At 69.9% G+C, this 23,637-nt stretch carries 27 protein-coding genes; 13 read left to right on the top strand and 14 right to left on the bottom strand.

What is annotated here, in order from left to right:
- Nucleotide 1: 1 nt before the first annotated feature.
- Nucleotides 2-199, bottom strand: a complete 198-nt coding sequence (locus SSMG_RS10340; RefSeq protein ID WP_037713222.1) for a hypothetical protein — start codon at nucleotides 197-199, stop codon at nucleotides 2-4.
- A gap of 94 nt (nucleotides 200-293) precedes the next feature.
- Between SSMG_RS10340 and SSMG_RS10335 the strand changes: the two genes are divergently transcribed.
- The 4 genes from SSMG_RS10335 to SSMG_RS10320 all read left to right on the top strand — a co-directional run bounded on the left by SSMG_RS10335 (nucleotide 294) and on the right by SSMG_RS10320 (nucleotide 3,696).
- Nucleotides 294-1,175 carry an NAD(P)-dependent oxidoreductase gene (locus SSMG_RS10335; RefSeq protein WP_009075422.1) on the top strand — a complete coding sequence of 294 codons (882 nt, stop codon included), beginning with the start codon at nucleotides 294-296 and terminating at the stop codon, nucleotides 1,173-1,175.
- Between the two features lie 208 nt (nucleotides 1,176-1,383).
- On the top strand, nucleotides 1,384-2,418 hold the full coding sequence (locus tag SSMG_RS10330) for an acyl-CoA desaturase (protein ID WP_009075420.1): 1,035 nt from the start codon (nucleotides 1,384-1,386) through the stop codon (nucleotides 2,416-2,418).
- A gap of 10 nt (nucleotides 2,419-2,428) precedes the next feature.
- A complete protein-coding gene (locus tag SSMG_RS10325) occupies nucleotides 2,429-3,478 on the top strand; it encodes an MBL fold metallo-hydrolase (RefSeq protein ID WP_009075416.1) in 1,050 nt (349 codons plus the stop codon).
- Nucleotides 3,460-3,696: a hypothetical protein gene (locus SSMG_RS10320; RefSeq protein WP_158688004.1), complete on the top strand. Its 237-nt coding sequence runs from the start codon at nucleotides 3,460-3,462 to the stop codon at nucleotides 3,694-3,696. The genes SSMG_RS10325 and SSMG_RS10320 overlap by 19 nt, the downstream gene beginning before the upstream one ends.
- Here SSMG_RS10320 and SSMG_RS10315 read toward each other — a convergent pair.
- Together SSMG_RS10315 and SSMG_RS10310 are read right to left on the bottom strand one after the other, a co-directional pair.
- Entirely contained in the window at nucleotides 3,693-4,871 is a 1,179-nt protein-coding gene (locus SSMG_RS10315) for an NAD(P)/FAD-dependent oxidoreductase (protein ID WP_037713220.1), read from the bottom strand. The two genes, SSMG_RS10320 and SSMG_RS10315, sit on opposite strands and share 4 nt — an antisense overlap.
- A complete protein-coding gene (locus SSMG_RS10310; RefSeq protein WP_199785862.1) occupies nucleotides 4,868-5,461 on the bottom strand; it encodes a PadR family transcriptional regulator in 594 nt (197 codons plus the stop codon). The genes SSMG_RS10315 and SSMG_RS10310 overlap by 4 nt, the downstream gene beginning before the upstream one ends.
- A gap of 80 nt (nucleotides 5,462-5,541) precedes the next feature.
- Here SSMG_RS10310 and SSMG_RS10305 point away from each other — a divergent pair, with 80 nt between their 5' ends.
- Nucleotides 5,542-5,796, top strand: a complete 255-nt coding sequence (locus SSMG_RS10305) for a Smr/MutS family protein (RefSeq protein WP_009075408.1) — start codon at nucleotides 5,542-5,544, stop codon at nucleotides 5,794-5,796.
- A 28-nt stretch (nucleotides 5,797-5,824) separates the two neighbouring features.
- Here SSMG_RS10305 and hsaB read toward each other — a convergent pair whose 3' ends face one another.
- From hsaB to SSMG_RS10280, 5 genes are read right to left on the bottom strand one after another with little or no spacing between them, the layout of a single operon-like run.
- Nucleotides 5,825-6,391, bottom strand: coding sequence for a 3-hydroxy-9,10-secoandrosta-1,3,5(10)-triene-9,17-dione monooxygenase reductase subunit (hsaB, locus tag SSMG_RS10300; RefSeq protein WP_009075406.1), 567 nt, complete (start codon nucleotides 6,389-6,391; stop codon nucleotides 5,825-5,827).
- On the bottom strand, nucleotides 6,388-7,287 hold the full coding sequence (gene hsaC / locus SSMG_RS10295) for an iron-dependent extradiol dioxygenase HsaC (protein ID WP_009075403.1): 900 nt from the start codon (nucleotides 7,285-7,287) through the stop codon (nucleotides 6,388-6,390). Before hsaC ends, hsaB begins: the two co-directional genes overlap by 4 nt.
- Nucleotides 7,287-8,132: a 4,5:9,10-diseco-3-hydroxy-5,9,17-trioxoandrosta-1(10),2-diene-4-oate hydrolase gene (gene hsaD, locus SSMG_RS10290; protein WP_009075401.1), complete on the bottom strand. Its 846-nt coding sequence runs from the start codon at nucleotides 8,130-8,132 to the stop codon at nucleotides 7,287-7,289. Before hsaD ends, hsaC begins: the two co-directional genes overlap by 1 nt.
- A complete protein-coding gene (gene hsaA / locus SSMG_RS10285) occupies nucleotides 8,132-9,301 on the bottom strand; it encodes a 3-hydroxy-9,10-secoandrosta-1,3,5(10)-triene-9,17-dione monooxygenase oxygenase subunit (protein WP_009075399.1) in 1,170 nt (389 codons plus the stop codon). Before hsaA ends, hsaD begins: the two co-directional genes overlap by 1 nt.
- Nucleotides 9,302-9,333: 32 nt before the next feature.
- A complete protein-coding gene (locus tag SSMG_RS10280) occupies nucleotides 9,334-10,920 on the bottom strand; it encodes an FAD-binding protein (RefSeq protein WP_009075397.1) in 1,587 nt (528 codons plus the stop codon).
- A gap of 100 nt (nucleotides 10,921-11,020) precedes the next feature.
- Here SSMG_RS10280 and kstD point away from each other — a divergent pair, with 100 nt between their 5' ends.
- Genes kstD through SSMG_RS10250 form a run of 6 tightly spaced genes read left to right on the top strand, consistent with a single transcriptional unit; the run spans nucleotide 11,021 to nucleotide 16,517 of the window.
- Nucleotides 11,021-12,697, top strand: a complete 1,677-nt coding sequence (gene kstD / locus SSMG_RS10275; protein WP_009075395.1) for a 3-oxosteroid 1-dehydrogenase — start codon at nucleotides 11,021-11,023, stop codon at nucleotides 12,695-12,697.
- Nucleotides 12,694-13,869, top strand: coding sequence for a Rieske 2Fe-2S domain-containing protein (locus tag SSMG_RS10270; RefSeq protein ID WP_009075393.1), 1,176 nt, complete (start codon nucleotides 12,694-12,696; stop codon nucleotides 13,867-13,869). Before kstD ends, SSMG_RS10270 begins: the two co-directional genes overlap by 4 nt.
- Nucleotides 13,866-14,132 carry a hypothetical protein gene (locus SSMG_RS10265; RefSeq protein ID WP_009075391.1) on the top strand — a complete coding sequence of 89 codons (267 nt, stop codon included), beginning with the start codon at nucleotides 13,866-13,868 and terminating at the stop codon, nucleotides 14,130-14,132. Before SSMG_RS10270 ends, SSMG_RS10265 begins: the two co-directional genes overlap by 4 nt.
- Nucleotides 14,125-15,150: a ferredoxin--NADP reductase gene (locus SSMG_RS10260; protein ID WP_009075389.1), complete on the top strand. Its 1,026-nt coding sequence runs from the start codon at nucleotides 14,125-14,127 to the stop codon at nucleotides 15,148-15,150. Before SSMG_RS10265 ends, SSMG_RS10260 begins: the two co-directional genes overlap by 8 nt.
- Nucleotides 15,151-15,185: 35 nt before the next feature.
- Nucleotides 15,186-16,022, top strand: coding sequence for a MaoC/PaaZ C-terminal domain-containing protein (locus tag SSMG_RS10255; protein WP_286157038.1), 837 nt, complete (start codon nucleotides 15,186-15,188; stop codon nucleotides 16,020-16,022).
- Nucleotides 16,023-16,049: 27 nt separating this feature from the next.
- On the top strand, nucleotides 16,050-16,517 hold the full coding sequence (locus SSMG_RS10250) for a riboflavin kinase (protein ID WP_009075384.1): 468 nt from the start codon (nucleotides 16,050-16,052) through the stop codon (nucleotides 16,515-16,517).
- 1 nt (nucleotide 16,518) lies between these two features.
- Here the strand turns inward: SSMG_RS10250 and SSMG_RS10245 are convergent, their stop codons facing one another.
- A complete protein-coding gene (locus tag SSMG_RS10245; RefSeq protein ID WP_009075382.1) occupies nucleotides 16,519-17,076 on the bottom strand; it encodes a DUF5134 domain-containing protein in 558 nt (185 codons plus the stop codon).
- A 159-nt stretch (nucleotides 17,077-17,235) separates the two neighbouring features.
- Here SSMG_RS10245 and SSMG_RS10240 point away from each other — a divergent pair, with 159 nt between their 5' ends.
- The gene (locus SSMG_RS10240; protein WP_037713217.1) at nucleotides 17,236-17,799 is read left to right on the top strand and encodes a dihydrofolate reductase family protein; all 564 of its coding nucleotides are present in this window, start codon (nucleotides 17,236-17,238) and stop codon (nucleotides 17,797-17,799) included.
- Here the strand turns inward: SSMG_RS10240 and SSMG_RS10235 are convergent.
- From SSMG_RS10235 to SSMG_RS10215, 5 genes are read right to left on the bottom strand one after another with little or no spacing between them, the layout of a single operon-like run.
- Entirely contained in the window at nucleotides 17,787-18,959 is a 1,173-nt protein-coding gene (locus SSMG_RS10235; RefSeq protein WP_009075377.1) for a lipid-transfer protein, read from the bottom strand. The two genes, SSMG_RS10240 and SSMG_RS10235, sit on opposite strands and share 13 nt — an antisense overlap.
- Nucleotides 18,956-19,354, bottom strand: coding sequence for a MaoC family dehydratase (locus tag SSMG_RS10230; RefSeq protein WP_037713215.1), 399 nt, complete (start codon nucleotides 19,352-19,354; stop codon nucleotides 18,956-18,958). Before SSMG_RS10230 ends, SSMG_RS10235 begins: the two co-directional genes overlap by 4 nt.
- Entirely contained in the window at nucleotides 19,351-20,259 is a 909-nt protein-coding gene (locus SSMG_RS10225) for a bifunctional MaoC family dehydratase N-terminal/OB-fold nucleic acid binding domain-containing protein (RefSeq protein ID WP_009075373.1), read from the bottom strand. Before SSMG_RS10225 ends, SSMG_RS10230 begins: the two co-directional genes overlap by 4 nt.
- Complete coding sequence (locus SSMG_RS10220; RefSeq protein WP_037713213.1) at nucleotides 20,256-21,428, bottom strand: acyl-CoA dehydrogenase family protein; 1,173 nt, start codon at nucleotides 21,426-21,428, stop codon at nucleotides 20,256-20,258. Before SSMG_RS10220 ends, SSMG_RS10225 begins: the two co-directional genes overlap by 4 nt.
- Nucleotides 21,429-21,430: 2 nt before the next feature.
- Nucleotides 21,431-22,498, bottom strand: coding sequence for an acyl-CoA dehydrogenase family protein (locus tag SSMG_RS10215; RefSeq protein WP_009075369.1), 1,068 nt, complete (start codon nucleotides 22,496-22,498; stop codon nucleotides 21,431-21,433).
- Nucleotides 22,499-22,625: 127 nt separating this feature from the next.
- Between SSMG_RS10215 and SSMG_RS10210 the strand changes: the two genes are divergently transcribed.
- A complete protein-coding gene (locus SSMG_RS10210; protein ID WP_009075367.1) occupies nucleotides 22,626-23,567 on the top strand; it encodes an alpha/beta fold hydrolase in 942 nt (313 codons plus the stop codon).
- The last annotated feature ends 70 nt before the right edge of the window (nucleotides 23,568-23,637 follow it).

The following is a 23,637-nucleotide window of genomic DNA, read 5'->3' as shown; positions in this document are numbered from 1 at the left end:
GTCAATCCTCCTCGCCGCTGCGGGACAGGAGCCGTTCGGACAGCAGCAGGGCCGGGGTGAACATCAGACACCAGAAGGCGCCCCAGACCATCATCTTCGGCAGGCCCAGCCACAGGCCGGAGGAGTTGACGAAGGGCAGGAACGGCATGAGGACGAGAGCGACTACGGGGACGATCGGGGGGAGGTAGTAGCTGCGCATGGGCACACGTTGCCAGAAGACGTGTCGCTCGGCAGGTTGGTTTGATACCCCCCGACCTCGGGGTTCACCGGGGACGGGTCGAGGAAGGATGAACATGGCCGAATCAGCGCGCCGGGTGGGCTTCGTCGGGCTCGGGAGGATGGGCACGGCGATGGCCGGTCGCCTCGTCGACGCGGGGTACGACGTCACCGTGTGGACCCGCAGCGCGGGCAAGGCGGACGGCTTGGCGGCACGAGGCGCGACCGTCGGCGAAACTCCGGAGGACGCGATCGCCGCTGGGACCGTCTTTTCCATGCTGAGCGACGAAAACGCGGTGCGGCAGGTGTTCACCGCCGAGCGGCTCCGGTCCGCGCCGGAGGGCTTTATTCACGTCAATCACGCGACGATCAGCCCGGAGGCGGCCCGCGAGTTCGCCGCGCAGGGCGGGCGGTACCTCAGTGCGCCGGTGGTCGGCCGCCCGGAGGCGGTGGTGGCCGGAAAGCTGACCCTGCTGGTGTCCGGCGACGCGGACGTCCGTGCCGAAATCGCGCCGATGCTCGCCGCGCTCGGACGGCGGGTCTGGGAGTTCGGCGACGCGGCCGACGCCGCGCCGACGGCGAAGATCTCGGTGAACTACCTGATCATCCACGCGTTGCAGGCGCTGTCCGAGTCGATCACGATGCTGCAGCACGCCGGATTGGACGCCGGGCAGTTCGTCGACCTGATCAACGATTCCGTCTTCCCCGGCGCGGTTTACCGCGGCTACGGAGACGCCATCGCCGCCAGCGCCTACACGCCGCCGGGATTCACCGCAGCGCTGGGGCTGAAGGATCTGAAGCTCGCGTTGTGCACCGCCGGCGAGCTCGGCGTCGAACTGCCCACCGGGCCGGTTCTGCGGGACGTATTCTCCACCGCGGTCGAGCAGATCGGCGCGGACCTCGACTGGGCGAGCATCGCCGAGGTGACCCGGCGGCGCTCCGGCGGCGAGCCGTCCTGAGGAGCCGCCGAACGAAGGAAATTTCCCCGGCACCCGGAGTAACCCGGTCGTCCCGGGAACCCGCGCGGGTGCCATCGCGGGAGCCCCATCGCCCGCTTGAGCAGCACCCCTTCGGGCATGCACAGGAGGCATGGTGGGGGCAACCCCAGGACGATCCGTCGGGTCTGCAGGTTTCCCGTCGGGGCGCCGCGCCGCAATACTCGCCCGGGTGACCACCGAAAAGCTCGTCCTCCCCTCGCCCCCACGGCCGGGAAGCGACTTCGCCCGGCTCTGCCGCCGGATCACCGACGCCGGTCTGCTCGACCGGCGCCCCGGCTACTACACCGCTCGAATCTCGCTCGTGACCGTGCTGTTCGCGGGAGGCTGGGTCGCGTTCGCGCTGCTCGGCGACTCGTGGTGGCAGCTGGCCGTGGCCGCGTTCCAGGCGTTCATGTTCGGGCAGATCGCCCTGCTTTCGCACGATCTGGCGCACCGGCAGGTGTTCCGGACGCGCCGTCCCGCGGAGATCGCCGGGCGGCTGGCCGGCAACCTCGGCATCGGGATGAGCTACGGGTGGTGGATGGACAAGCACACCCGCCACCACGCCAACCCGAACCACGAGGAGCTGGACCCGGACGTCGACCCGGACATCCTCGTCTGGTCCCAGCGCCAGGCCCGCGAGGCGCGCGGCCTGCCCCGGTTCGTCGGACGGCACCAGGCGCTGCTGTTCTTCCCGCTGCTCACCCTCGAAGGTCTCAACCTGCACTGGTCCGGCATCCGCGCCGTCGCGCGCCCCGGCCTGCGCCGCCGCGGGCTCGAAGCGGCGCTGCTGGTCACCCACCTGGCGGTCTACCTCGCCGCGCTGTTCATCGTCCTCCCGCCCGGTCTCGCACTGCTGTTTTTCGCGGTCCACCAGGGGCTGTGGGGCGTCTACATGGGTTCGATCTTCGCGCCGAACCACAAGGGCATGCCGACGCTGACCGGCCGCCCGGAGCTGGACTTCCTCCGCAAGCAGGTGCTCACCTCCCGGAACGTCGCGGGCGGACCGGTGATCGACGTCCTGCTCGGCGGCCTCAACCACCAGATCGAGCACCACCTGTTCCCGAGCATGCCGTCGGTGCACCTGCGCCGCGCCCAGCCGATGGTGGAGGCGTACTGCGCCGAGATCGGCATCCCCTACGTGCGCACCGGCTTGGTCTCCTCGTACCGGCAGACGCTTCGGCACCTGCACGAAGCTGGGGCCCCTCTCAGGAACGCTTCGTAAACTCGGTGGCATGAGCTTCCGGGCAGTCACTCCGGCGGCCTTCGGCGCGAAGGCCGCCGGAGCTCGTGCGGAACGGATGCGCCAGTCCCCGCAGTACGCCGACGGCGTGTTCCACAACGCCGCCGCCACTCGCGCGACGCCCGCCTCCCCCGGTGCCCTCGTGCGCGAGTTCTTGTTCGGCGAGGACCGCGCCCGCCGCCGTCCGGGCGGGGCGGTCCCGCTGGTTTCCGCGCCGGCCGCCACCGCAGCGGACGGGCTTTTCCTTACCTGGTACGGACATGCGTCCACCCTGGTGGAGATCGACGGCGCCCGGGTGCTGTGCGATCCGGTGTGGGGCGAGCGGGTTTCGCCGACGACGTTCGCCGGTCCGCGACGGCTGCACGCGCCCCCGGTTTCCCTGCGCGAGCTGGGCAGGCTGGACGCGATCGTGATCTCCCACGACCACTACGACCACCTGGACCTGCCCACCGTCCAAGCCTTGATCGCGCTGACCGACGCGCCGTTTCTCGTCCCGCTCGGCGTCGGCGCGCACCTTGAACGGTGGCACGTCCCGGCCGCGCGGATCATCGAACTCGACTGGCACGAGGACGCCGTCGTGGCCGGGATCCGGTTCGTCGCCACGCCCGCGCAGCATTTCTCCGGCCGCGGCCTCGCGAACGACAGCACGCTGTGGGCGTCGTGGGTGCTCGCCGGGCCGGAGCATCGCGTCTACTACAGCGGCGACACCGGGTACTTCGCCGGTTTCGCCGAGATCGGCGCGAAGTACGGTCCGTTCGACGCGACGCTCATCCAGGTCGGCGCGTACGCCCCGAACTGGCCGGACATCCACATGACGCCGGAGGAAGGCGTCGCCGCGCATCTGGACGTGCGCGGCGGGCTGCTGGTCCCGGTGCACTGGGCGACGTTCACGCTGGCCATGCACACCTGGTCGGACCCGGCGGACCGGGTGTGGCGGGAGGCGAAGGCCAACGACCTCCCGCTCGCGATCCCGAAACCCGGACAGCGGATCGACGCCTCCGCCCCGCCTCCCGTGGACGGGTGGTGGCAGACCCTGGGCTGACGGGCGGTTCCCCCGTCCGTCCGCGCCCGGACCCCGCCGCGCTGATCGACGCCGTCACGCACGGCCCCGACTGGCGCGCCGACGACCTGCTGCGGGCCTCCGAACGGACTCAGCTCCGCGTGATCCGGACTGGTGGTCCCCCGGATGCATTGACCGTGCTGGGATTGCTCGGCCGCACGGCCCTCGTCCGCCGGTCCGCGCTCGCCCGCCTCCGCTAGGCCGAAGCGAGCGAGGACCCGAACTCGATCCGGTGCCGATGCAGGTCCCCGAACATCTTCTCCGGGCTCATCACCGTCTTCATCATCACGGGCATCAGCAAGTCGCGCACGATCCGCGCGACCGGCCCCGCGGCCTTGTCGTTGTTGATCTTCGCCGCCCGTGCGATGATCCGTTCGACGCGTTCCCGCCGGGCCGCTTCGTACTGGGCGAAAGCCGTTGCCACGTCCGGAGCGTCCCGCAGCGCGCGAGCGAGTTCGAGGGAACTCTCGACCGCCTGCGAAGCGCCCTGTCCGGAACTCGGCGACGTCGGATGCGCGGCGTCGCCGACCAGGACGACCCGGCCGCGGTGCCACGTCCGCACCGTCGGGATGTCCTCCAGGATCCCCGGCTGGCCGACGTCTTCCGGCTTCAGCAGGGCGATGATGTCACGCGCCGGAATGTCGTCCGCGTGCCGTTCCCGCAGCACCGAAAGCCAGTGCTCCGGCGACGCGGACTTCGCCTCAGCCGGATCGGCGGCGGGAACGTTGCTGAACCAGAGAATCTCGTCCGCGTCGACGAAATACCCGAAGAACGCGCGCTTGCCGAAGGCGAAATGCTGATAGTTGCCGGTCGTCGGCAGTCCCGGGTTGCGGATCCAGCCGCCGAGGCCGAGCAGTCCGGTGTAGCGCGGAGCGGGCGCTGCCGGGTCCAAAGTGGACCGGACCGCCGACCGGATGCCGTCCGCGCCGATCAGCACGTCCGCCGAAACCGAGGAACCGTCCGCGAAGTGCGCGAGCACCTGGTCCGGCTTGTCCTCAATGGACTTCAGCCGCTTGCCGAATTCGACCGTGATCCCCCGGCGCAGCGCTTCGTCCATCAGCGCGCGGTACAGCCGGTCGCGGCGCAGCAGCAGGCTCGACGGCAGGTCCGGCAGTCCGTCGAATCTGCCGACCACGCGTCCTTTGTGGTTCTGCATCACCATTCCCGGCACCTCGATGCCGACCGCGGCCACCGCGTCGTCGGCGTCGATCTGGCGCAAAGCGTTGCGGCCGTTGGGAGACAGCGTCAACGCGCTGCCCACTCCGTCCGCCGCCTTCGGATAAGCCTCGTACACGGCGGCTTCGATTCCCGCCCGCTGCAACGCCATCGCGGTCGTCGCCCCGGCGATGCCGCCGCCGATCACTGCTACGTTCATGATTTCCCCTTGAAGTAGGTTTCCCACGCCTGCCGGTAGTCCTCCCCGGCGACCGACTCGGCGAGCCGTTCGACGAAGCCGCGCTCCGCCTCGACCTTCGTGAGCCGGTAGTCCTCCTCGACCAGGAACCACCAGGCGAGCCCCTGCTCCCGCCCGGCGTCGAGCGTCGCGCGGATGTCGTCGGCGATCGCCGCGAGCGCGACGAGCCGCTGCTGGAGCAGCTCGTGCACCTCGTCCGCGGGCAGCACCACGAACAACGACAGCGCCGCCCCGAACAGCGGGTACTCGGTGGCCGGTTCGGCGACGAGCTCGCGCATCCAGTCGAACAGCTCGAGCCGCCCGGTGGGCGTGATGGCGTAGACCGTCCGCTCCGGGCGCGCCGAATCGCGCAGCGTCTCCTGCGCCGCGATGAACCCGGCCTTCTCCAGCTGCCCGACCACCATGTACAGCGAGCTGCGGGTGTACTTGAAGTCCCGCTCCTTGCCGTAGTCCACGAACCGCCGGGCCATCTCGTACGGATGCATCGGCTCCTCGAGCAAGCCCGCCAGCACGGCCAGCCCGAGCGGATTCCCCACCACGCGTCGTTTCACCACTGCTCCCTTAGTCAGGATCGACTATACGCGGAGGAGTAGTTGATGTCGACTATCAGTTCGTGGGGTAGGAAGGACCTATGAAGCTCAAGCTCGATCTTCACGACATCTACAACCGCGGCGGGGAGATCGACCGGGCGCTGCGCGCGGTCATCGACGAGGCGGTCGCGAAGAAGGCGCCGCTCGTAGAGATCATCCCGGGCAAGGGGTCCGGGCAGCTGAAGAAGCACGTGCTGCGGTTCCTGGAGCGCAAGGACGTGAAGGCGCTCTACCACCGCGTCGAGAAGGACAAGGACAACTTCGGGCGGGTGTTCGTGCACTTCCGCTGGAAGTAGCGCGAGCACCCGCCCGAAGCGGCAGAGGTCAGAGCCAGTCGTCCGGGCGGGGCCAGGGCATCAGCGCGGTGAGCGCGTCCGGCACCGGTTCGGTGACCGTGTAGCGGCCGCGGTGGAACAGCAGCGGGCGGGCGTCGGACGTCTCGCCCAGTGCGGTCACGCGACCGACCACCACGTAGTGGTCCCCGGCCGGGTGGACCGCCTGCACCTCGCAGTCCACCCAGGTCAGGGCCCCGTCCAGCAGCGGCGCGCCGGACGGCGCGGGCCGCCAGGAGACTCCGGAAAACTTGTCGCCGCCGCGGCGGCCGAATTCGGCACAGACCGCCTGCTGGTCTTCGGCGAGCACGTTCACCGCGAACGTGCCCGCCGCGGCCAGCGCGGGCCAGGTGCGCGACGTCCGGGCAACGCAGAACAGCACCAGCGGCGGGTCCAGCGACAGCGCCGCGAAGGACTGGCAGGCGAAACCCACCGGTCCGGTCGGCGCGACGGCCGAGGAATCCTCGACGTACCCGGTCACCACGGTCACCCCGGTGCAGAAGTGGCCCAGCACCTCGCGAAACCGGTCCGACACAGCCTCGGGGACGGCGGCTGTCATTGCGCGCCTACCGAGAAATCGTGGCCCCACAACGAAACCGCGGTGCTCTCGCGAGCGATCCACGCCTCGTCCTCGACCTGCCGGCCCTCGCAGCCGAACTCGACGTCGAAGCCGCCCGGGGTCTTCATGTAGAACGACAGCATCAGGTCGTTCACGTGCCGGCCGAGCGTCGCCGACATCGGGACGTTCTTGCGTTTCGCGCGGTCCAGGCACAACCCGACGTCGTCGGTCTCCTCGACCTCCACCATCAGGTGCACGATCCCGCTCGGCGTCGGCATCGGCAGGAACGCCAGGCTGTGGTGCCGCGGATTGCAGCCGAAGAACCGCAGCCACGCCGGGTCGCCGTCGGCCGGGCGGCCCACCATCTGCGGCGGCAGGCGCATCGAATCGCGGAGCCGGAAGCCGAGCACGTCCCGGTAGAACCTCAGTGCGGCCTCGTTGTCGTGGGTCGACAAAACCACGTGCCCGAGGCCCTGCTCGCCGGTGACGAACCGGTGGCCGTACGGGCTCACCACGCGCCGGTGCTGCAGCGCGACCCCGTGGAACACCTCCAGCGTGTTGCCGGACGGATCGGTGAAGCTGATCATCTCCGCGACGCGGCGGTCGGCCAGCTCCTCAGGCGTGCCTTCCTTGTACGGCACCGAAGCCGCGTCGAGCCGGGCGCGGACGTCGTCCAGTTCCGCGGCGTTGGCCGCTTCCCAGCCCGCCTGCGCCAGGCGGTCCTTCTCCCCCGGCACGATCACCAATCGCGCCGGGAAATCGTCCATGCGCAGGTAGAGCGCGTTCGGGTCGGTGCCCGAACCCTCCACCATGCCGAGCACCTTCAGCCCGTAGACGCGCCAGGCGTCCATGTCGGTGGCTTCGATGCGCAGATATCCCAGCGAACGGATAGCCATCACGAACTCCCGAGGAAGTCGAGGGCGAGTCGGTTGAACTCGTCGAACTTCTCCAGCTGCGCCCAGTGCCCGCAGCCGCCGAACACGTGCAGTTGCGCACGCGGAATCGTCTTCAAGGCCAGCATTGCGCCGTCGAGCGGGTTGACCCGGTCCTCCCGGCCCCAGACGAGCAAGACCCGTTGGCGCAGGCGGTACGCCTCGCGCCACAACATGCCTTCCTCGAAGGAGTCCGGCAGGCTGAAGGACTTGCCCATCGCCCGCATCGCCGCGAGCGACTCCGGCGAACGCGCGATCTCGAAGCGTTCGTCGATCAGCTCGTCGGTGACCAAAGCCTGGTCGTGCACCATGATCCGGAGGAACGCTTCCATCCGCTCCCGCGTCGGGTCCCCGGCGAACTTCGACAGCAGCCGCACGCCTTCGGTCGGGTCCGGCGCGAACAGGTTGACGCTCAACCCGCCCGCGCCCATCAGCACCAGCCGTCCGGCACGACCGGGATGGTTCAGCGCCAGCCGGACCGCCGCGCCCGCGCCGAGCGAGTTGCCGACGAGGTGCGCCTTTTCGATGCCGAGCCGGTCCATCAGGCCGACGATCGCGTCCGAACTGTGCCGGAAGTACTGCGGGTGGTCGGTCGGCTTGTCGGACCGGCCGAACCCGGGCTGGTCGATCGCCAGCGTGCGGTAGGACTTGCCGAACACCGGCAGGTTCCGGCCGAAGTTGCTCCACGCCGAGGCACCGGGACCGCCGCCGTGCAGCAACAGCACCGTCTCGACGTTTTCGGCGCCGGATTCGTGGTAGTGCAGGCGAAGCCCGCCCGCGGTGTCTGCATAGGAACCTTCGGGCGTCATCAGACCATCGCATTCTCGACGGGCAAGCCGAACTCGCCGGTGCCGAACATGACGTACGCGCGTTCCGCGTCGTTCGCCGCGTGCACCCGGCCCGCGTGCGCGTCGCGCCAGAACCGCTGGATCGGCGTGCCCCGCTGCAGCGCGCGGCCGCCGGAGTTCTCGAAAAGCCGGTCGATCGCGGAGATCGCCCGCTCGGTGCCGCGCACCTGGTCCCGGCGCACCCGCAACCGCGTGCTGAACGGCAGCTTCTCGCCCTTGCAGGCCAGCTGGTACAGCTCGTCGATATTGTGCGTCAGCTGCAGCCAGGCCGCGTCGATCTCGCTGCCCGCCTCGGCGATCCGCACCTTCGAGAACGGGTCCTCTTTGGACTGTTCGCCCGCGTAGGCCGCCCGCACCCGCTTGCCCTGGTGCTCCACGTGCGCGTCGTACGCGCCCTGCGCCATCCCGATGATCGGCGCGGTGATGGTGCTCGGGTGCACGGAACCGTACGGCAGCCGGTACAGCGGCCCCGGATTGACTTCCTGCCCCGGCGTCTTGCACTTCGACGTCGCCATGAAGCTCAGCGCGCGGTGCTTCGGCACGAACACGTCGTCGACGACGATGTCGTTGGACCCGGTGCCGCGCAGCCCGACCGTGTCCCAGACGTCCACAATGGAGTAATCCGAGATCGGCACGAGATACGTGCAGAAGTCCACCGGCTTGCCGTCGGCGAACGCCGGCCCGCCCAGCAGCACCCACGTGCAGTGGTCGCTTCCGGACGAGAAGCTCCATCGCCCGGACAGCCGGTAGCCGCCCTCGACGACGGTCGCCTTGCCCATCGGCGCGTACGAAGAAGAAATCCGCACGTCGTGGTCCTCGCCCCACACGTCCTCCTGGGCCTTCGCGTCGAACAACGCGACGTGCCACGGGTGCACGCCGAGAATCGACGCGACCCAGCCGGTGGACCCGCAGGCGCTCGCGATGAGCTTGACCGCGGTGTAGAAGGTGACCGGGTCGGCTTCGTAGCCGCCGTACGGTTTCGGTTGCAGCAGGCGGAAAAATCCGGTCTCCTGCAGCGCTTTCACTGATTCGGCGGGGATCCGACGGGCGTCCTCGGTCTCCTGTGCGCGTTCCCGCAGCACGGGAAGCAGGTCGCGCACCCCCGCGATCACGGCAGCCAGCTCGCTCATCGGCCGTCCTCTCTCGCTCGACACGCTCAAGACTAGAACACGTTCTCGTTTTTGTCGACGCGGTCCGCCCCGCGCGCGCCGTGCAACCCAGCCCGGCGACCGGAAAACACGCAGTCGGCCAGCGAAAGTCCGCTCACATACGACCTGGAACAGATTCCCACCGCGGTGCGCCCGGCAGCGTAAAGCCCGCGTACGCCGGCCACCGCGCCGGTGTCCTCGTCGACCACCAGGCCGCCAAGCGTCAGCATCGGGCACGGGTAGCCGAGGTTGGGTTTCACCGACACGTCGATCAGCGAGTACGGCGGCGTGTCCAGCGGCCGCGCGAAGTCCGCGGGCTTGCCCGCCGGATCGGGACCGCGCTGGTATTCGGCGTACGTCGCCGCCAGCCCGGCCGGGTCGATCCCGGCCCGCTTGGCCACTTCTTCGAGCGTCCCGCCGGTCACCCGGCCCTTGCCCAGCAGGTACCGCAGCTGCAGCGTCGCGAACCATTGGCCCTGCTTGCGCCCGTCCCGGCGGGCTTCGGCGACGATCGGCTCGTCGACCAGCAGCCAGCCGCGTCCGCCGTGTTCGGCGATCATGCGTTCGCCGATCGCCGCGCCGTACCGGGATTCGTCGATGATCCGGCGGCCGTCCGCGTCCACCAGCAGCCCGCCGAGGAACGCCGTCGGCGGCGTGAGAAAACGCCACGCCGACACCCGGTCCAGTTCCGCCGTGCGCCCGCCGACCTCGACACCCATCCGGATGCCGGAACCGTCGTCCGCCGACGTCCCGAGATCCAGCCCGCCGCGATACGCGGGCGCGTGCTCGCGCACCATCGCCCGGTTCACGATGAACCCGCCCGCCGCCAGCACGACGCCCCGGCGCGCGCTGATCCGCAGCTCACGCGCGTGCTTGCGCTCGATCCGCTCGACCCGCTGGTGCAGCGACCGACGCATCGCGGGCACGTAGATGCCCGGCTTCGCCGCCCAATCCGCGAGCCGCGCGTGCCGCGCCCGCACCCACGACGGCGCGTCTCGCAAAGTGTGCGTGAGCACCCCGGTGACCGTGCCGGAGTCGTCGGTGATCAGGTTCATCGCCTGCGTCTGCGGCAGCACCTGCACCCCGCGTTCGCGAGCCGCCGCCAGCAACTGCTTCATCAGCAGCTTCCCGGATGTACCCGGCCCCTTGACCCGGTGTCCGCGCGGCGCGGGTTTCGCCACGTCGCGGAAGCCGCCGGACAGTTCGCTGCCGGAGTAGTACAGGTAATGCTTGTTGCTGGGATACGACGTCTTGTAGTCGCACATGCTGCCCTCGAACGGCACGCCTTGGCGCTCCAGCCACGCCACCAGGTCGACGCTTTCCTCGCAGAACCGCCGCAGCGTCCGTTCCGACACGACGTCGCCGGTTTCCATCCGCAGGTACGCGTACATCGCGTCGACGCTGTCTTCGACACCCGCGGCGCGCTGCTGCGGCGTCCCTCCCCCGGCGTAGACCACGCCGCCGCTCACGCGACTGGCCCCGCCGCCGGAAAACCGGTCCACTAGGAGCACGCTGGCGCCCGCGTCGGCCGCTTCGATGGCCGCGCACACGCCGGCCGCGCCGGCTCCGATGATCACGACGTCCGCCCCGAGCTCGTCCATAGTCCGCCACCCTAGAACTGGAACACGTTCTCGTCTATGGTGACGGAAGTGGCCCCGAGCAGGCCAGCTTTAGCCGATAACACGTTGCATGTGAGGTGGCATGTCGGACGAGTACGACGTGGTGGTGGCCGGCAGCGGCGCCGCCGGGATGACCGCCGCGCTCGCCGCCGCCCATCGCGGGCTTTCCGTGGTGGTGCTGGAAAAGGCAGCCTGCTTCGGCGGTTCGACCGCCCGCTCCGGCGGGGGCGTCTGGCTGCCCGGCAACCACGCGCTGCGGGCCGCGGGCATCGAAGAACCACCCGAACGCGCGAGGCAGTACCTGGAGTCGATCGTCGGCGACGTGGTGCCGGAGCAGCTGCGCACGACCTTCCTCGACCACGGTCCCGAGGTGCTCGAGTTCGTCACCCGGAACACGCCGCTGGAGTTCAAGTGGGTGCCCGGGTACAGCGACTACCACCCGGAGGCGCCCGGCGGACGTCCCGGCGGCCGGTCGGTGGAGCCCAAGCCGCTCGACGGCAAACTGCTCGGCGCCGACCTGGCGAAGCTCGAACCGCCGTACAGCGCGCCGCCGCTCGGCGTGCCGATCACCCAGTCGGACTATCGCTGGCTGAGCCTGATCGCCCGGCATCCGCGCGGATTCGCCCGGATGCTGTCGCTCGGGATGAAATGGCTGGCCGGACGCGTCCGCGGCCAGCAGCCGCTGTCCATGGGGCAAGCGCTTGCGGCCGGGTTGCGGAAGGGCCTGCGGGACGCCGGCGTCGAGGTTCTGCTCGACACGCCGTTGGTCGATCTGCGGGTGGAAAACGACGTCGTGACCGGCATCGTAGCCCGGCGCGACGGCGAGGAGACGCTGTTCCGCGCGCGGCGCGGGGTGGTGCTGGCCTGCGGCGGCTTCGAGCACAACGAAGAGATGCGCACCAAGTACCAGCGCGCGCCTATCGGCACCGAATGGACCGTCGGCGCGGCGGCGAACACCGGCGACGGGATCAACGCCGGGCTCAAGCTCGGCGCGGCGACCGACCTGATGGACGACGCGTGGTGGGGCCCGTCGTTCCCGCTCACCGGCGGTCCGTGGTTCGCGCTCGCCGAGCGCTCGCGGCCCGGCTGCCTGATGGTCGACTCGCGGGGCACGCGGTTCGTGAACGAATCCGCCCCGTATGTCGAGGCCGTGCACGCGATGTACGGCGACGGCGACGGACCCGGCAAGCACGTCCCCGCGTGGCTGGTGTTCGACCAGCGCTACCGCGACCGCTACCTGTTCACCGGTCTCGGCCCGCGGCAGCCGCTGCCCGGGCGTTGGTACAAGGCCGGGATCGTGGCGAAGTCCGCGACGCTGGCCGGGCTCGCCGAGAAGATCGACGTGCCCGCCGACGCGCTGGAGCAGACCGTCACGCGGTTCAACGGCTTCGCGCGCAAGGGCGTCGACGAGGACTTCCAGCGCGGGCTCAGCGCCTACGACCACTACTACGGCGACCCGCGCAACCGCCCCAACCCGAGCCTCGGCGAACTGGCCAAGGCCCCGTACTACGCGGTCCGCGTCGTGCCCGGCGACCTGGGCACCAAGGGCGGGCTGCGGATTGACGAGAAGGCCCGCGTCCTGCGCGAGGACGGCACGGTCGTGCCCGGCCTCTACGCGGCGGGCAACACCAGCGCGCCGGTGATGGGCCGGACCTACGCCGGACCGGGCGCGACCATCGGCCCGGCGATGGTGTTCGGCTACCTTGCGGCACAGGCGCTGGCGAACGAAGATCAGACCGGCACGGGAGGCAGGCAGTGACGCCGAAGAGCGAGGGATCCGAGATCCGCACGATCGACGCGGGGGCGCCCCCGGCGCGGTACGCCCGCGGCTGGCACTGCCTCGGGCTCGCCGAGAGCTTCCGCGACGGCAAACCGCACGCCGTGCAGGCGTTCGGCACGAAGCTCGTCGTGTTCGCGGACACCGCGGGCAAGCTGAACGTGCTCGACGGGTACTGCCGGCACATGGGCGGCGACCTGACGCAGGGTTCGGTGAAGGGCGACGAGATCGCGTGCCCGTTCCACGACTGGCGGTGGGGCGGCAACGGCAAGTGCAAGTCGATCCCGTACGCCAAGCGGGTCCCGCTGCGGGCGCGCACCCGGGCGTGGCAGGTGCTGGAGGAGAACAAGCAGCTGTTCGTCTGGCACGACCCGGAGGGCAACCCGCCGCCGGAGAACGTCGTGATCCCGCGCGTCGAGGGCGCGTTCAGCGACGAGTGGAGCAACTGGACCTGGGACTCGATCCTGATCGAGAACGCCAACTGCCGCGAGATCATCGACAACGTGGTGGACATGGCGCACTTCTTCTACATCCACTACGCCTTCCCCACGTATTTCAAGAACGTGTTCGAGGGCCACATCGCCACCCAGTACCTCAACACCAAGGGCCGCCCGGACATGGGCATGGCGTCCAATTACGGCGGCGAGGAAAACCTGCTGCGCTCGGAGGCGTCGTATTTCGGCCCCTCCTACATGATCAACTGGCTGGTGAACTCCTTCCAGGGCTTCGAAATCGAGAACGTGCTGATCAACTGCCACTATCCGGTTTCGCCGACGTCGTTCGTGCTGCAGTGGGGCATCATGGTCAAGAAGATGCCCGGCGTTTCCGACGAGCACGCGGACAAGATCGCGAAGAAGCTCGCGAAGGGCATCGGCGTCGGCTTCCTGCAGGACGTGGAGATCTGGAAGAACAAGACCAAGATCGACAATCCGCTGCTGTGCGAGGAGGACGGCCCGGTCTACCAGCTGCGCCGCTGGTACGACCAGTTCTACGTGGACGCCGCGGACGTCACCGAGGACATGACGCGCCGGTTCGAGTTCGAAGTGGACACCACGAAGGCCAACGAGGTGTGGGCGGCCGAGGTGCAGGAGAACCTGGCGCGCCAGCGGGCGGAGGCCGAGGCGGCGGCTCAGTCGGAGGAGGCTGGAGTGTGACGGCCGAAGCCACCGAATTCCTCACGTCCGGGCTGCGGCCGCACGAATGCCGCAGCTGCGGAACCTGTGTGCTGGTCAAGAAAAACAGCCTCAAGCACACCAGCATCCAGTGGACCACCGACGCGGCGACCAGCTGTCCGGTGTTCGCCGCGCACGCCGCTTCCGGCGGCACCACCGCGTTGCTGGACACCTGCGAGAAGCTGGCGGACAGCATCGACAGCGCGGTGCGCGACGGCGATTTCGGGCAGGTGCGCAATGACTGAAATCGTCACGCTCACCGTCGCCGAGGTGATCGAGGAAACCGCGGACGCCCGGTCCATCGTGTTCACCGTCCCGGACGAGCATCGGGAACGGTTCGCCTACTCCCCCGGGCAATTCCTCACGCTGCGGATTCCCAGCGACCAAACGGGTTCCGTCGCGCGGTGCTATTCGCTTTCGAGCGCGCCGCACGAGGGGCGGGTGCAGGTCACGGTCAAGCGGACTACCGACGGGTACGGCTCGAACTGGGTCTGCGACGAACTGAAGGCGGGCACGACGATCGACGTGCTGCGGCCCTCCGGCGTGTTCTGTCCGTCCTCTTTGGACGCGGATTTCCTCCTTTTCGCCGCGGGCAGCGGGATCACGCCGGTGATGTCGATTCTCAAGTCCGCACTGGAAAAGGGCGACGGCCAAGTGGTGCTCGTCTACGCGAACCGCGACGAGCAGTCCGTCATTTTCGCCGCCGAACTGCGCGAACTGGCCGAGCGGTTCGGCGACCGGCTCACCGTGGTGCACTGGCTGGAAACCTTGCAGGGCTTGCCGACCGTCGCCGCGCTGCGGGCGCTCGCCAAGCCGTACGTGGGGCACGAGGCGTTCCTCTGCGGCCCAGCGCCGTTCATGGCCGCCGCGCAGGACGCGTTGCGCGAACTCGGCGCGCCGCGGGAACGCGTGCACGTGGAGAAGTTCCACTCGCTCACCGGAAATCCGTTCGCGGACGAGCCGGAACCGGAGGACGAGACCGGCGGCGAGACCACCGCGCTCACCGTCGACCTCGACGGCGAGACCCGGCAGCTCACCTGGCCGCGGCAGCGCAAGCTGCTCGACCACCTGCTCGCCGAGGGTCTCGACGCGCCGTATTCCTGCCGCGAGGGCCAGTGCAGCGCGTGCGCGTGCCGGATCGTCTCCGGCGAGGTGAAAATGCTGAACAACGAGGTGCTGGACGCCGAGGACATCGCCGACGGGATCGTGCTGGCCTGCCAGTCGGTACCGTTGACCGACGAGGTGTCCGTCAGTTACGAGTGAGTGGAGAGCCCGTGCCCATCGACCCCGCGGTCGCGATCGGAGCCGATCTCGGCGAGGTCCGTTTCGCCTGGACGCCGTCCGACGTGCTGCTGTACCACCTGGCGGTCGGCGCGGGCGCGGATCCGGTGGCCGAGCGCGAACTGCGCTACACCTACGAACGCGACCTGCGCGTGCTGCCGACCTTCGCCACCGTCGCGGCGAACCTCCGCACGTTCGAGCCGCCCGCGCTGAACTTTCCCGGCGTCGACATCGACCTGGCGAAAGTGCTGCACGGCAAGCAGGAGATCGCCCTGCACCGGCCGATCCCGGCCGAGGGCAAGGCGGTCGCGCGCACCCGGATCGCCGACGTCTTCGACAAGGGCAAGGCCGCGGTGCTGGTGCAGGAGACCGAGGTCGCCGACGAGTCCGGCGCTCCACTGTGGACAGCCCGGTCCAGCATCTTCGCCCGCGGCGAGGGCGGCTTCGGCGGCGAACGCGGGCCGTCGGACAAGATCGAATGGCCGGACCGCGAACCGGACGCGGTGCTCGACGTGCCGACGCTGCCCCAGCAGGCGCTTCTGTACCGGCTGTGCGGCGACCGCAACCCGTTGCACGCCGACCCGGCGTTCGCCAAGGCCGCCGGGTTCGACCGGCCGATCCTGCACGGGCTGTGCACGTACGGCGTCGTCGCGAAGGCCGTGGTCGACGCGTTCCTCGACGGCGATCCCGAGCGCGTCTCGGCATTCGGGACGAAGTTCGCCGGCGTCGTGTTCCCCGGCGAAAACCTGCGCGTGCGCGTGTGGCGCGAAAACGGACGTCTGCTGGTCACGACCACCGCGTCGGAACGCGGCGACGCGCCTGTGCTGGCCGACACAGTGCTGACGCCCCGCTGAGCCTCGGGACCGTTATACCGTTGTCCCATGGCGGACGAGCGAGACGGCACCTTCTTCGTGGTGCGCGGGCCAGTCGAGCCGGGCGACAAGCGCGGCCGCGAGCTGGGCTTCCCCACCGCGAACATCGCGCTGCGCGACCAGCGCGGCGAACTCGGGGACGGGGTGTGGGCCGGCTGGGCGGAGCGCGCGGACGGCACGCGCGTGGCCGCCGCGGTGTCCGTGGGCCGCCGCCCGACCTACTACGGCGCCGACGGCTACCGGCTGGTCGAGGCCTTCCTGCTCGACTTCGAGGGCGACCTGTACGGCGAGCGCCTCACCGTCTGGCTCGGCAAGCACCTGCGGAACCAGCGGGGTTTCGATTCCTCGCAGGACCTGATCGACGCGCTGGGCCACGACGTCGCCGCGGCTCGCGAGTGGGTGGCCGCGCATCCGGCGGACACGCTGCCGAAGCTGGACGAACTCCCGCCGGACGGCGAAGTCCACCGGATCGGCTGAGTCAGATCCCCGCGAGCAGCATGACTCCCATGCCCGCGCCCATCACCGCGCGGCACAGCGTGCGCGACGCGTGTCCCGGCACCGTCGTGCCGCGCGACCGCATCGCCACCACGCCCGAGCGGACCGCGTCCGCCGCGAAGTAGGCCGCCGCGGCTATCGCGACCACCGGCCACGCCAGCCGGGTGTCCATTGTGGACATGGTGAGCCACGGACCGTGCCCCATGCCGTCGTGCGGCATCGCGGTGACCATGTACAGCATCGCCGCGGCCGACAGCGCGTGGTGCGCGCAGCCGTGTCCCTCGGCCCGGCCTCGCCACGCGGACCAGGCGAACCAGCCCGCGGTCAGCACCAGCACCGCCTGCCAGCCCGCGGCCGGGATCGGGCCGCCGACCGGGGACAGCATCGCGACCATCGCCACGACCAGCAGGAGCTCGGCGAGGTCGCCGTTGCGCACCCGGTGGCCGAGGCGGACGTAGTCGAGCCGCACCAGCCGCAGCACGCACGGCAGCGCCAGCAACGCGAACAGCGCGGTGAACATCCAGGCCAGCGGGACAGTCACCTCGGCACCTCACTCCTCCGGACACGCTGCGTCACACGGGCCTTACCACCGTGACACGCCCCAGGTCGCGGGCACCAGCCAGCAATGAGGTGATCCGCGTTGACCCACAAGGGCTATGCGCGCGCCGACAAGCGCAGGTCAACCCGCTATCCTCGGCCGATGCGCCCGCTTCGGTACTCCATCAACGTGACGCTGGACGGCTGCGTCGACCACCTCGCCGGCATCGCCCCGGACGAGGAGCTGCACCAGCACTCGACCGAGATCATCGCGCGCGCCGACGCTCTTCTTTTCGGCCGGGTGATCTACCAGATGATGGAAGAGGCGTGGCGGCCGTCCGCGGAACCCGTCGACCGGCCGGCCTGGATGGAGTCGTTCGGCCGGACCATCGACGCGGCGAAGAAGTACGTCGTGTCCAGCCGGCTCGAGAGCGTCGACTGGAACGCCGAACTCGTGCGCGGCGATCTGCGGGAAGCGGTGCTGCGGCTCAAAGAGCAGCCCGGCAAGGGCCTGTACACCGGCGGCGTGCAGCTGCCGCTCGCGCTGGCGTCGATGGGACTGATCGACGAGTACGAGTTCGTGGTGCACCCGCGGATCGTGGGACACGGGCCGACGTTGTTCGCCGGCCTGCCGCAGCACCTCGACCTGAAGTTCGTGGACCGGCGCGAGTTCTCCTCCGGAGCGGTCGCGATGCGGTATGTGCCGAAGGATCCTCAGCGAGCCTGAGTCAACACCAGCCCGCTCGTCGGGACGCCGGTTCCCGCCGTGACCACCGCGGTCCCGGCGTTCGAGACCTGATTCGCCGCCGTTCCGCGCAGTTGCCGGACCGCCTCCGCGATGCCGTTCATGCCGTGGATGTACGCCTCGCCGAGCTGGCCGCCGTGCGGGTTGAGCGGCAGCTTCCCGTCGAGCGTGAGCGTGTCGCCCGCGATGAAGTCCTTCGCCTCGCCGCGACCGCAGAAACCCAATTCCTCCAGCTGCATCAGGACGTACGGGGTGAAGTGGTCGTACAGCACCGCGACGTCCACATCGGACGGTCCGATTCCGGACTGCGCCCACAACTGCCGTCCGACCACGCCCATTTCCGGCAACGCGGCGAGATCGTCTCGGTAGTAGCTGGTCATCACGTACTGGTCCGGTCCGCTCCCCTGCGCCGCCGCGGAGACCACCACCGGGGCCTGCCGGAGGTCGCGGGCGCGTTCGAGGCTGGTGATCACGAGCGCGACGCCGCCGTCGCTTTCCTGGCAGCAGTCCAGCAGGTGCAACGGTTCCGCGACCCAGCGCGAGGCCTGGTGTTCCTCCAGCGTGATCGGCCGGCCGTGGAACCAGGCGTTCGGGTTCGTCGCCGCGTGCGCCCGGTCGACGACCGCGATCTTGCCGAAATCCTCGCTGGTGGCCCCGTATTCGTGCAGATATCGCTGCGCGACCATGGCCACCGTCGCGGCCGGGGTCGCGATGCCCATCGGGTAGTGGAACGCGTTGTCCACGCCGGACGTATTCACCTGCTGGGCCGCGGCCACCGACACGCGGCCAAACCGCATTCCAGAGCGCTCGTTGAACGCGCGGTAGGCCACCACGACGTCGGCGATCCCGCTGGCGACCGCCATGGCCGCCTGCTGCACGGTCGCCGCGGCCGCGCCACCGCCGTAATGCACGCGGCTGAAGAACGTCAGCTCCGGGATGCCCAGTTCGCGGGCGAGCGCGATTTCCGCGTTGCCGTCCATGGTGAACGACACCATTCCGTCCACATCGGACGGTTTCAGTCCGGCGTCGGCCAGCGCGTGGCTGACGCACTCGGCCGCCAGCCGCAGCTCGCTGCGTCCGGAGTCCTTGGAGAACTCCGTCGCGCCGATCCCGGCGATCGCGGTGGTCCCGGTGAACGTCATGCGTCCTCCTCCGGCAGCGTCAGCGAAACCGTGCCGGTCACGTGCGCGCCCAGACTGTCCATAGCGGACACTTCGAGTTCGAGGTCGTTGCCGTCGCGGGCGGTGACCTTGCCGGTGAAGGTGAGCGTGTCCCCGGCGTAGCACGGCACGCCGAGCCGGATTTTGATCGAGCGGATGAGCGCCTGCGGACCGGCCCAGTCGCTCACGTACCGCTGCACGAGCCCGGTGTCGGTGAGGATGTTGAGGAAGATGTCCTTCGATCCGCGCGCGACCGCGGCGTCCCGGTCGTGGTGCACGTCCTGGAAATCCCGCGTCGCCAGCGCGGTGCTGATGACGAACGTCGGCGTCGCCTCTATCACCATCGGCGGCAGTTCGGTCCCGACTGCGGCAGTCATCGCGCCACCTTCCACGCGGGCAGGGTCAATTCGTCGTCGACGCGCACGAACGCGGCGGTCACCGGGAGTCCGATGTGGACCTCGTCCGGCTCGGCGTCCAGCAGCTCGGCCATCAAGCGCACGCCTTCCTCCAGCTCCACCAGCGCGACCACGAACGGCAGCCGCTTGCCCGGCACCGCGGGGTGGTGGTGCACGACGAAGCTGTAGACGGTTCCGCGTCCACTTGCGACCACGTAGTCCGGCACCGTGTCGAGCGAGCCGTCCGGCGGCATCGGACCGGGCGGATGCCGCAGCACGTCACCCCAGCGCTGGATGCGCAGCTCGCCCTCGCGCAGACCGTCCCAGAAGAACTTGGTGTCGTGGCTGATCACCGGCCGCAGCACCGGCGACGGCGGCGGTTCCGGTTCGCGCGGGCGGAACTTCAGCACGCGGAACACCATGTCCGCCACTAGTTCCCCGTCGACGTACCAGTTCGTCCGCGTGGTCACGAACCAGCCCTCGCCGAGCCCGGTGCGCTTCGGGCCGGTGACGTCCTCCAGCACGTTCGTGGTCGAAACGTGCTCTCCGGGCCGCAGGTAGCGGTGATAAGTCTGCTCGGAGTTGGTGGCCACAATGGACGTGTACCCGGCGTCGTCCAGCACCTTCAAGATCAAGCCGAGCGGGTCGTCGTCCCCGCGCACGCCGTGCAGCCCCGGCATCGTCCACACCTGCGCCATCGCCGGCGGCGCGACCAGTCCCTTGTGGACACTTGCCTCGGCGAACTCCGCGTCGGTGTACACCGGATTGGCGTCGCCGATCGCCTCGACCCAGTTGTTCACCATCGCCTGATTCACCGGATCGCGCGCGTACCTCGGCGCGCTTTCGCCCTGTGCGGCGATTTTCGCGGCGGCTTCCTCGATCGTCATCGCGGCACCCTCGGCAGTTTCAGTCCGGCGGAGGCGATCAGTTCGCGCTGGATCTCGCTGACGCCCCCGCCGAACGTCAGCACCAGGTTCCGTTTCGCCAGCACGTCGAGCCATTCGGCGAGGTCCGCGGTGTCCGGGTCGGCGAGGTCGCCGTGCCGCCCGACCAGCTCCTCCAGCAGCCTCCCGATCCGCTGGATCCGCTCGGAGGCGAACACCTTCGTCGCCGAGGCGTCGGCGATCTCGACCGACCCGTGCGCCGCGGCCGCCGCGACCTGCCAGTTCAGCAGTTCGTTGACCCGCGCGACCGCGAACGTTTCGGCGAGCACCGCGCGGACGTCCGGAAGGTCGAGCAGCGCCGTGCCGTCCGGGGTCCGGCGCGCCGCCGCCCACGCCCACACGCGGTCGTGCAGGCCGCCGATGCGCCCGGCCGGGCCGAGCATCACGCGCTCGTGGTTGAGCTGGGTGGTGATCAGCCGCCAGCCGCGGTTTTCCTCGCCCACCAGCATGTTCGCCGGCACCCGGACGTCCTCGTAGAACGTCGCGTTGACGTGGTGCGCACCGTCGCAGGTGATGATCGGGGTCCACGAATAGCCGGGGTCTCGGGTGTCCACGATGAGGATCGAGATGCCCTTGTGCTTCGGCGCGTCCGGGTCGGTGCGCACGGCGAGCCAGATGTAGTCCGCGTCGTGGCCGCCGGTGGTGAAGATTTTCTGGCCGTTGATCACGTACTCGTCGCCGTCGCGGACCGCGCGCGTGCGCAGCGCGGCGAGGTCCGTCCCGGCTTCCGGTTCGGTGTACCCGATGGCGAAATGCACTTCCCCGGCCAGGATTTTCGGCAGGAACAGCGCTTTCTGTTCCTCGGTGCCGAAGGCCTGCAACGTCGGCCCGACCGTCTGCAGCGTGACCGACGGAAGCTGCACGTCCGCTCGAGCGGCTTCGTCGACGAAGATGTGCTGCTCGATCTCGCCGAAACCGCCGCCGCCGTACTCTTTGGGCCAGCCGACGCCGAGCTTCCCGTCGCGGCCCATCCGGCGCACGACGTCGCGGTACACCTGGCCGTGCCGCTCGCGCAGCAAGGCCCGACGCTCGTCGGCAGTCAGCAGGCCCGCGAAGTACTCGCGCAGCTGCGCCCGAAGTTCTTGCTGCGCGGCTGTCAGTTCGATGTGCATGCTCATCCCGCCACTCGTTCGCCCAGCCGGCCGAGCCGGTGCGCCGCTCCCCCGACGGCGCGGCCGAGGTCCTTGATCGCCGAGGAGTACCGGTGCAGCGGATACGTGCGGTCGACGCCGACGCCGCCGTGCAAGTGATGACAGATCGCCAGCGCGGACGGCGCTTCCTCGGTCAGCCAGTACGCCGCGATGTCCAGCTCAGTGTCCGCGTCCAGCCCGGACGCCAGCCGCCACACCGCCGACACCGCGGCCAGATGCACGGTGCGGGAAGCGACGTAGACGTCGGCGATTTGCTGTGCCACGGCTTGGAAAGTCGCCAGCGGACGACCGAATTGCGTGCGCTCGCCGACGTGCTGGGCAGTCAACGCCAAGGCTCCGGCGAGCAGTCCGTCGCCGAGCGCGAGCGCTCCTGCCAACGCGTACCGGTGCAGCGTCTGCACCGCGTGCCCGGCGGTGCGGTCACGGAGGAAATCCGCTTCGCTGACCCGCGCGCCGTCGAACCGCACCGTGTATTCGGGCGTCCCGGTCGCGTTGTACGCGGGCAGCACTTCGACCCCGTCCGCCTGCGGGTCCACCAACGCGACGCCGGTCCCGCCCGGCAATGCGATCGGCGTGAGAATCCGCGTGGCCTCCGCGGCATACGGCACGTGCGTCTTGACGCCGGTCACCGACCAGGCCCCGTCCGCCGCCGCACCGCTGGTCCCGGGGAGGGCGGTCAGCGGCGCGGACGGCTCGTGCAAGGCGGCAGTGAGAATGGTCTCCCCGGCCGCCGCGGGCGGCAGGAACTCAGCGCGCTGCGCCGGGGTGCCGAGGGCCTCGATCGGCAGGAGCCCGAGCGCCAGCACGGCGTACGCGGGCACCGCCGCCGCGGCCCTTCCGACCTCGGTGAGCACCGGGGCGACGTGGTCGACGCCGAGCCCGTCCCCCCCGAGGTCGGCGGGCAAGGGCAGCGCGAGCAGGCCCGCGTCGGCCAGCGCTCGCCACTGGTCCGCGGGTTCGTCGGCCTTCCCGAGCACTTGCGCGGCGAGCGAGGTGATCTCGCCCTGCGTATCGTCGGGGGTGAAGTCCACTCCGGTCTCCCTCCACCTAGGTGGAACACGTTCTATTTTTAGCCGGTATGGGCTGGCTCGGCAACCCCCGGGATCCGGGGCCCGAGCGGTGGATCGACCACGAAGCGGAGAGGGGCGGCACGCCGACGTGGGTGCGGAACAAGTTCTCAAATCAGCGCTGGGCGACGTCGGCTGGCAAGCGACCCGCAAGCTCGCGACCATCCCGCCGACCGCGGGCGTGCCCGACCCGAAGCCGCTGTCCCTGCCCGGCCGCGGCCAGACCGTCGTGGTCGACGTCGGCCCCCGGCACGCACCCGCGGTCATCCTGCTGCACTCGGTCGCCTGCACCGGGCTGCTGACCTGGTATCCCGTGCTGAAGCGGCTGTCGGCCAACCACCGGGTGGTGGTGTTCGACCAGCGCTGGCACGGCCAGGGCATCCGCTCGCAAGACTTCACCCTCGACGACTGCGCGGACGACGTCGTGGCGGTCGCGGACGCGCTGGGGATCGGCGAGTTCATGGTCGCGGGCTACTCGATGGGCGGCATGGTCGGCCAGCTGACCGCCCACCGGTACCCGGACCGCGTCACCGGCCTGGTCCTGTGCTCGACGGCGAGCAACTTCCGCCGCGGCCTCCGGCAACGCGTCGCGCTCGACGTGTTCGGCCGCACCCTGCACCTGCTGCGCGACCAGGCCCGCATCGGCCTGGTCCCCGGCGAACCGCGCCGCGAACGCCTCGCCCGGCTGGAGGACCACCGGTGGGCGCTGGAGGAATTCCGCTCGACGAGCCCGTGGGCGATCGCGGTCGCGCTGGACGAGATCGGCCGCTTCGATTCGACCCCGTGGCTGCACACCCTCACCCTGCCCGCCGCGGTCGTGGTGACCTCGCGGGACGGGTTCATCGCACCGGCGCACCAACGAAGCCTGGCGCGGCGGATTCCCGGGGCGGCTGCGTATGAGATTCCAGCCGGGCATACCGCGTGCGTCTTCGCGGCGGACCAGTTCGTGGCGGCGTTGATGGCGGCGTGCACGTCGGTGCAGGCGGCGATCGGCGGGCTGGAGCGGGCGGCGGAGATCGCGGATTCGGCCTAGGGCTGGGTTCTCGTGAGTGCGGAAGCCGGTTCTAACCGGCTGTCTGAGTTCAGGACATCGTGAACAGGTG

Source organism: Streptomyces sp. AA4, assembly GCF_000158875.1.
In the GTDB taxonomy this organism is placed as follows: Bacteria; Actinomycetota; Actinomycetes; order Mycobacteriales; family Pseudonocardiaceae; genus Amycolatopsis.
This window is presented reverse-complemented; position numbering and strand designations above follow the sequence as displayed.

What these genes read in the sequence shown, in the direction of transcription:
- SSMG_RS10340 (WP_037713222.1), bottom strand. Translation starts at nt 199, where the DNA reads ATGCGCAGCTACTACCTCCCCCCGATCGTCCCCGTAGTCGCTCTCGTC.
- SSMG_RS10335 (WP_009075422.1), top strand. Translation starts at nt 294, where the DNA reads ATGGCCGAATCAGCGCGCCGGGTGGGCTTCGTCGGGCTCGGGAGGATG.
- SSMG_RS10325 (WP_009075416.1), top strand. Translation starts at nt 2,429, where the DNA reads ATGAGCTTCCGGGCAGTCACTCCGGCGGCCTTCGGCGCGAAGGCCGCC.
- SSMG_RS10315 (WP_037713220.1), bottom strand. Translation starts at nt 4,871, where the DNA reads ATGAACGTAGCAGTGATCGGCGGCGGCATCGCCGGGGCGACGACCGCG.
- SSMG_RS10305 (WP_009075408.1), top strand. Translation starts at nt 5,542, where the DNA reads ATGAAGCTCAAGCTCGATCTTCACGACATCTACAACCGCGGCGGGGAG.
- hsaB (WP_009075406.1), bottom strand. Translation starts at nt 6,391, where the DNA reads ATGACAGCCGCCGTCCCCGAGGCTGTGTCGGACCGGTTTCGCGAGGTG.
- hsaC (WP_009075403.1), bottom strand. Translation starts at nt 7,287, where the DNA reads ATGGCTATCCGTTCGCTGGGATATCTGCGCATCGAAGCCACCGACATG.
- hsaD (WP_009075401.1), bottom strand. Translation starts at nt 8,132, where the DNA reads ATGACGCCCGAAGGTTCCTATGCAGACACCGCGGGCGGGCTTCGCCTG.
- hsaA (WP_009075399.1), bottom strand. Translation starts at nt 9,301, where the DNA reads ATGAGCGAGCTGGCTGCCGTGATCGCGGGGGTGCGCGACCTGCTTCCC.
- SSMG_RS10280 (WP_009075397.1), bottom strand. Translation starts at nt 10,920, where the DNA reads ATGGACGAGCTCGGGGCGGACGTCGTGATCATCGGAGCCGGCGCGGCC.
- kstD (WP_009075395.1), top strand. Translation starts at nt 11,021, where the DNA reads ATGTCGGACGAGTACGACGTGGTGGTGGCCGGCAGCGGCGCCGCCGGG.
- SSMG_RS10260 (WP_009075389.1), top strand. Translation starts at nt 14,125, where the DNA reads ATGACTGAAATCGTCACGCTCACCGTCGCCGAGGTGATCGAGGAAACC.
- SSMG_RS10250 (WP_009075384.1), top strand. Translation starts at nt 16,050, where the DNA reads ATGGCGGACGAGCGAGACGGCACCTTCTTCGTGGTGCGCGGGCCAGTC.
- SSMG_RS10240 (WP_037713217.1), top strand. Translation starts at nt 17,236, where the DNA reads ATGCGCCCGCTTCGGTACTCCATCAACGTGACGCTGGACGGCTGCGTC.
- SSMG_RS10235 (WP_009075377.1), bottom strand. Translation starts at nt 18,959, where the DNA reads ATGACGTTCACCGGGACCACCGCGATCGCCGGGATCGGCGCGACGGAG.
- SSMG_RS10230 (WP_037713215.1), bottom strand. Translation starts at nt 19,354, where the DNA reads ATGACTGCCGCAGTCGGGACCGAACTGCCGCCGATGGTGATAGAGGCG.
- SSMG_RS10225 (WP_009075373.1), bottom strand. Translation starts at nt 20,259, where the DNA reads ATGACGATCGAGGAAGCCGCCGCGAAAATCGCCGCACAGGGCGAAAGC.
- SSMG_RS10220 (WP_037713213.1), bottom strand. Translation starts at nt 21,428, where the DNA reads ATGCACATCGAACTGACAGCCGCGCAGCAAGAACTTCGGGCGCAGCTG.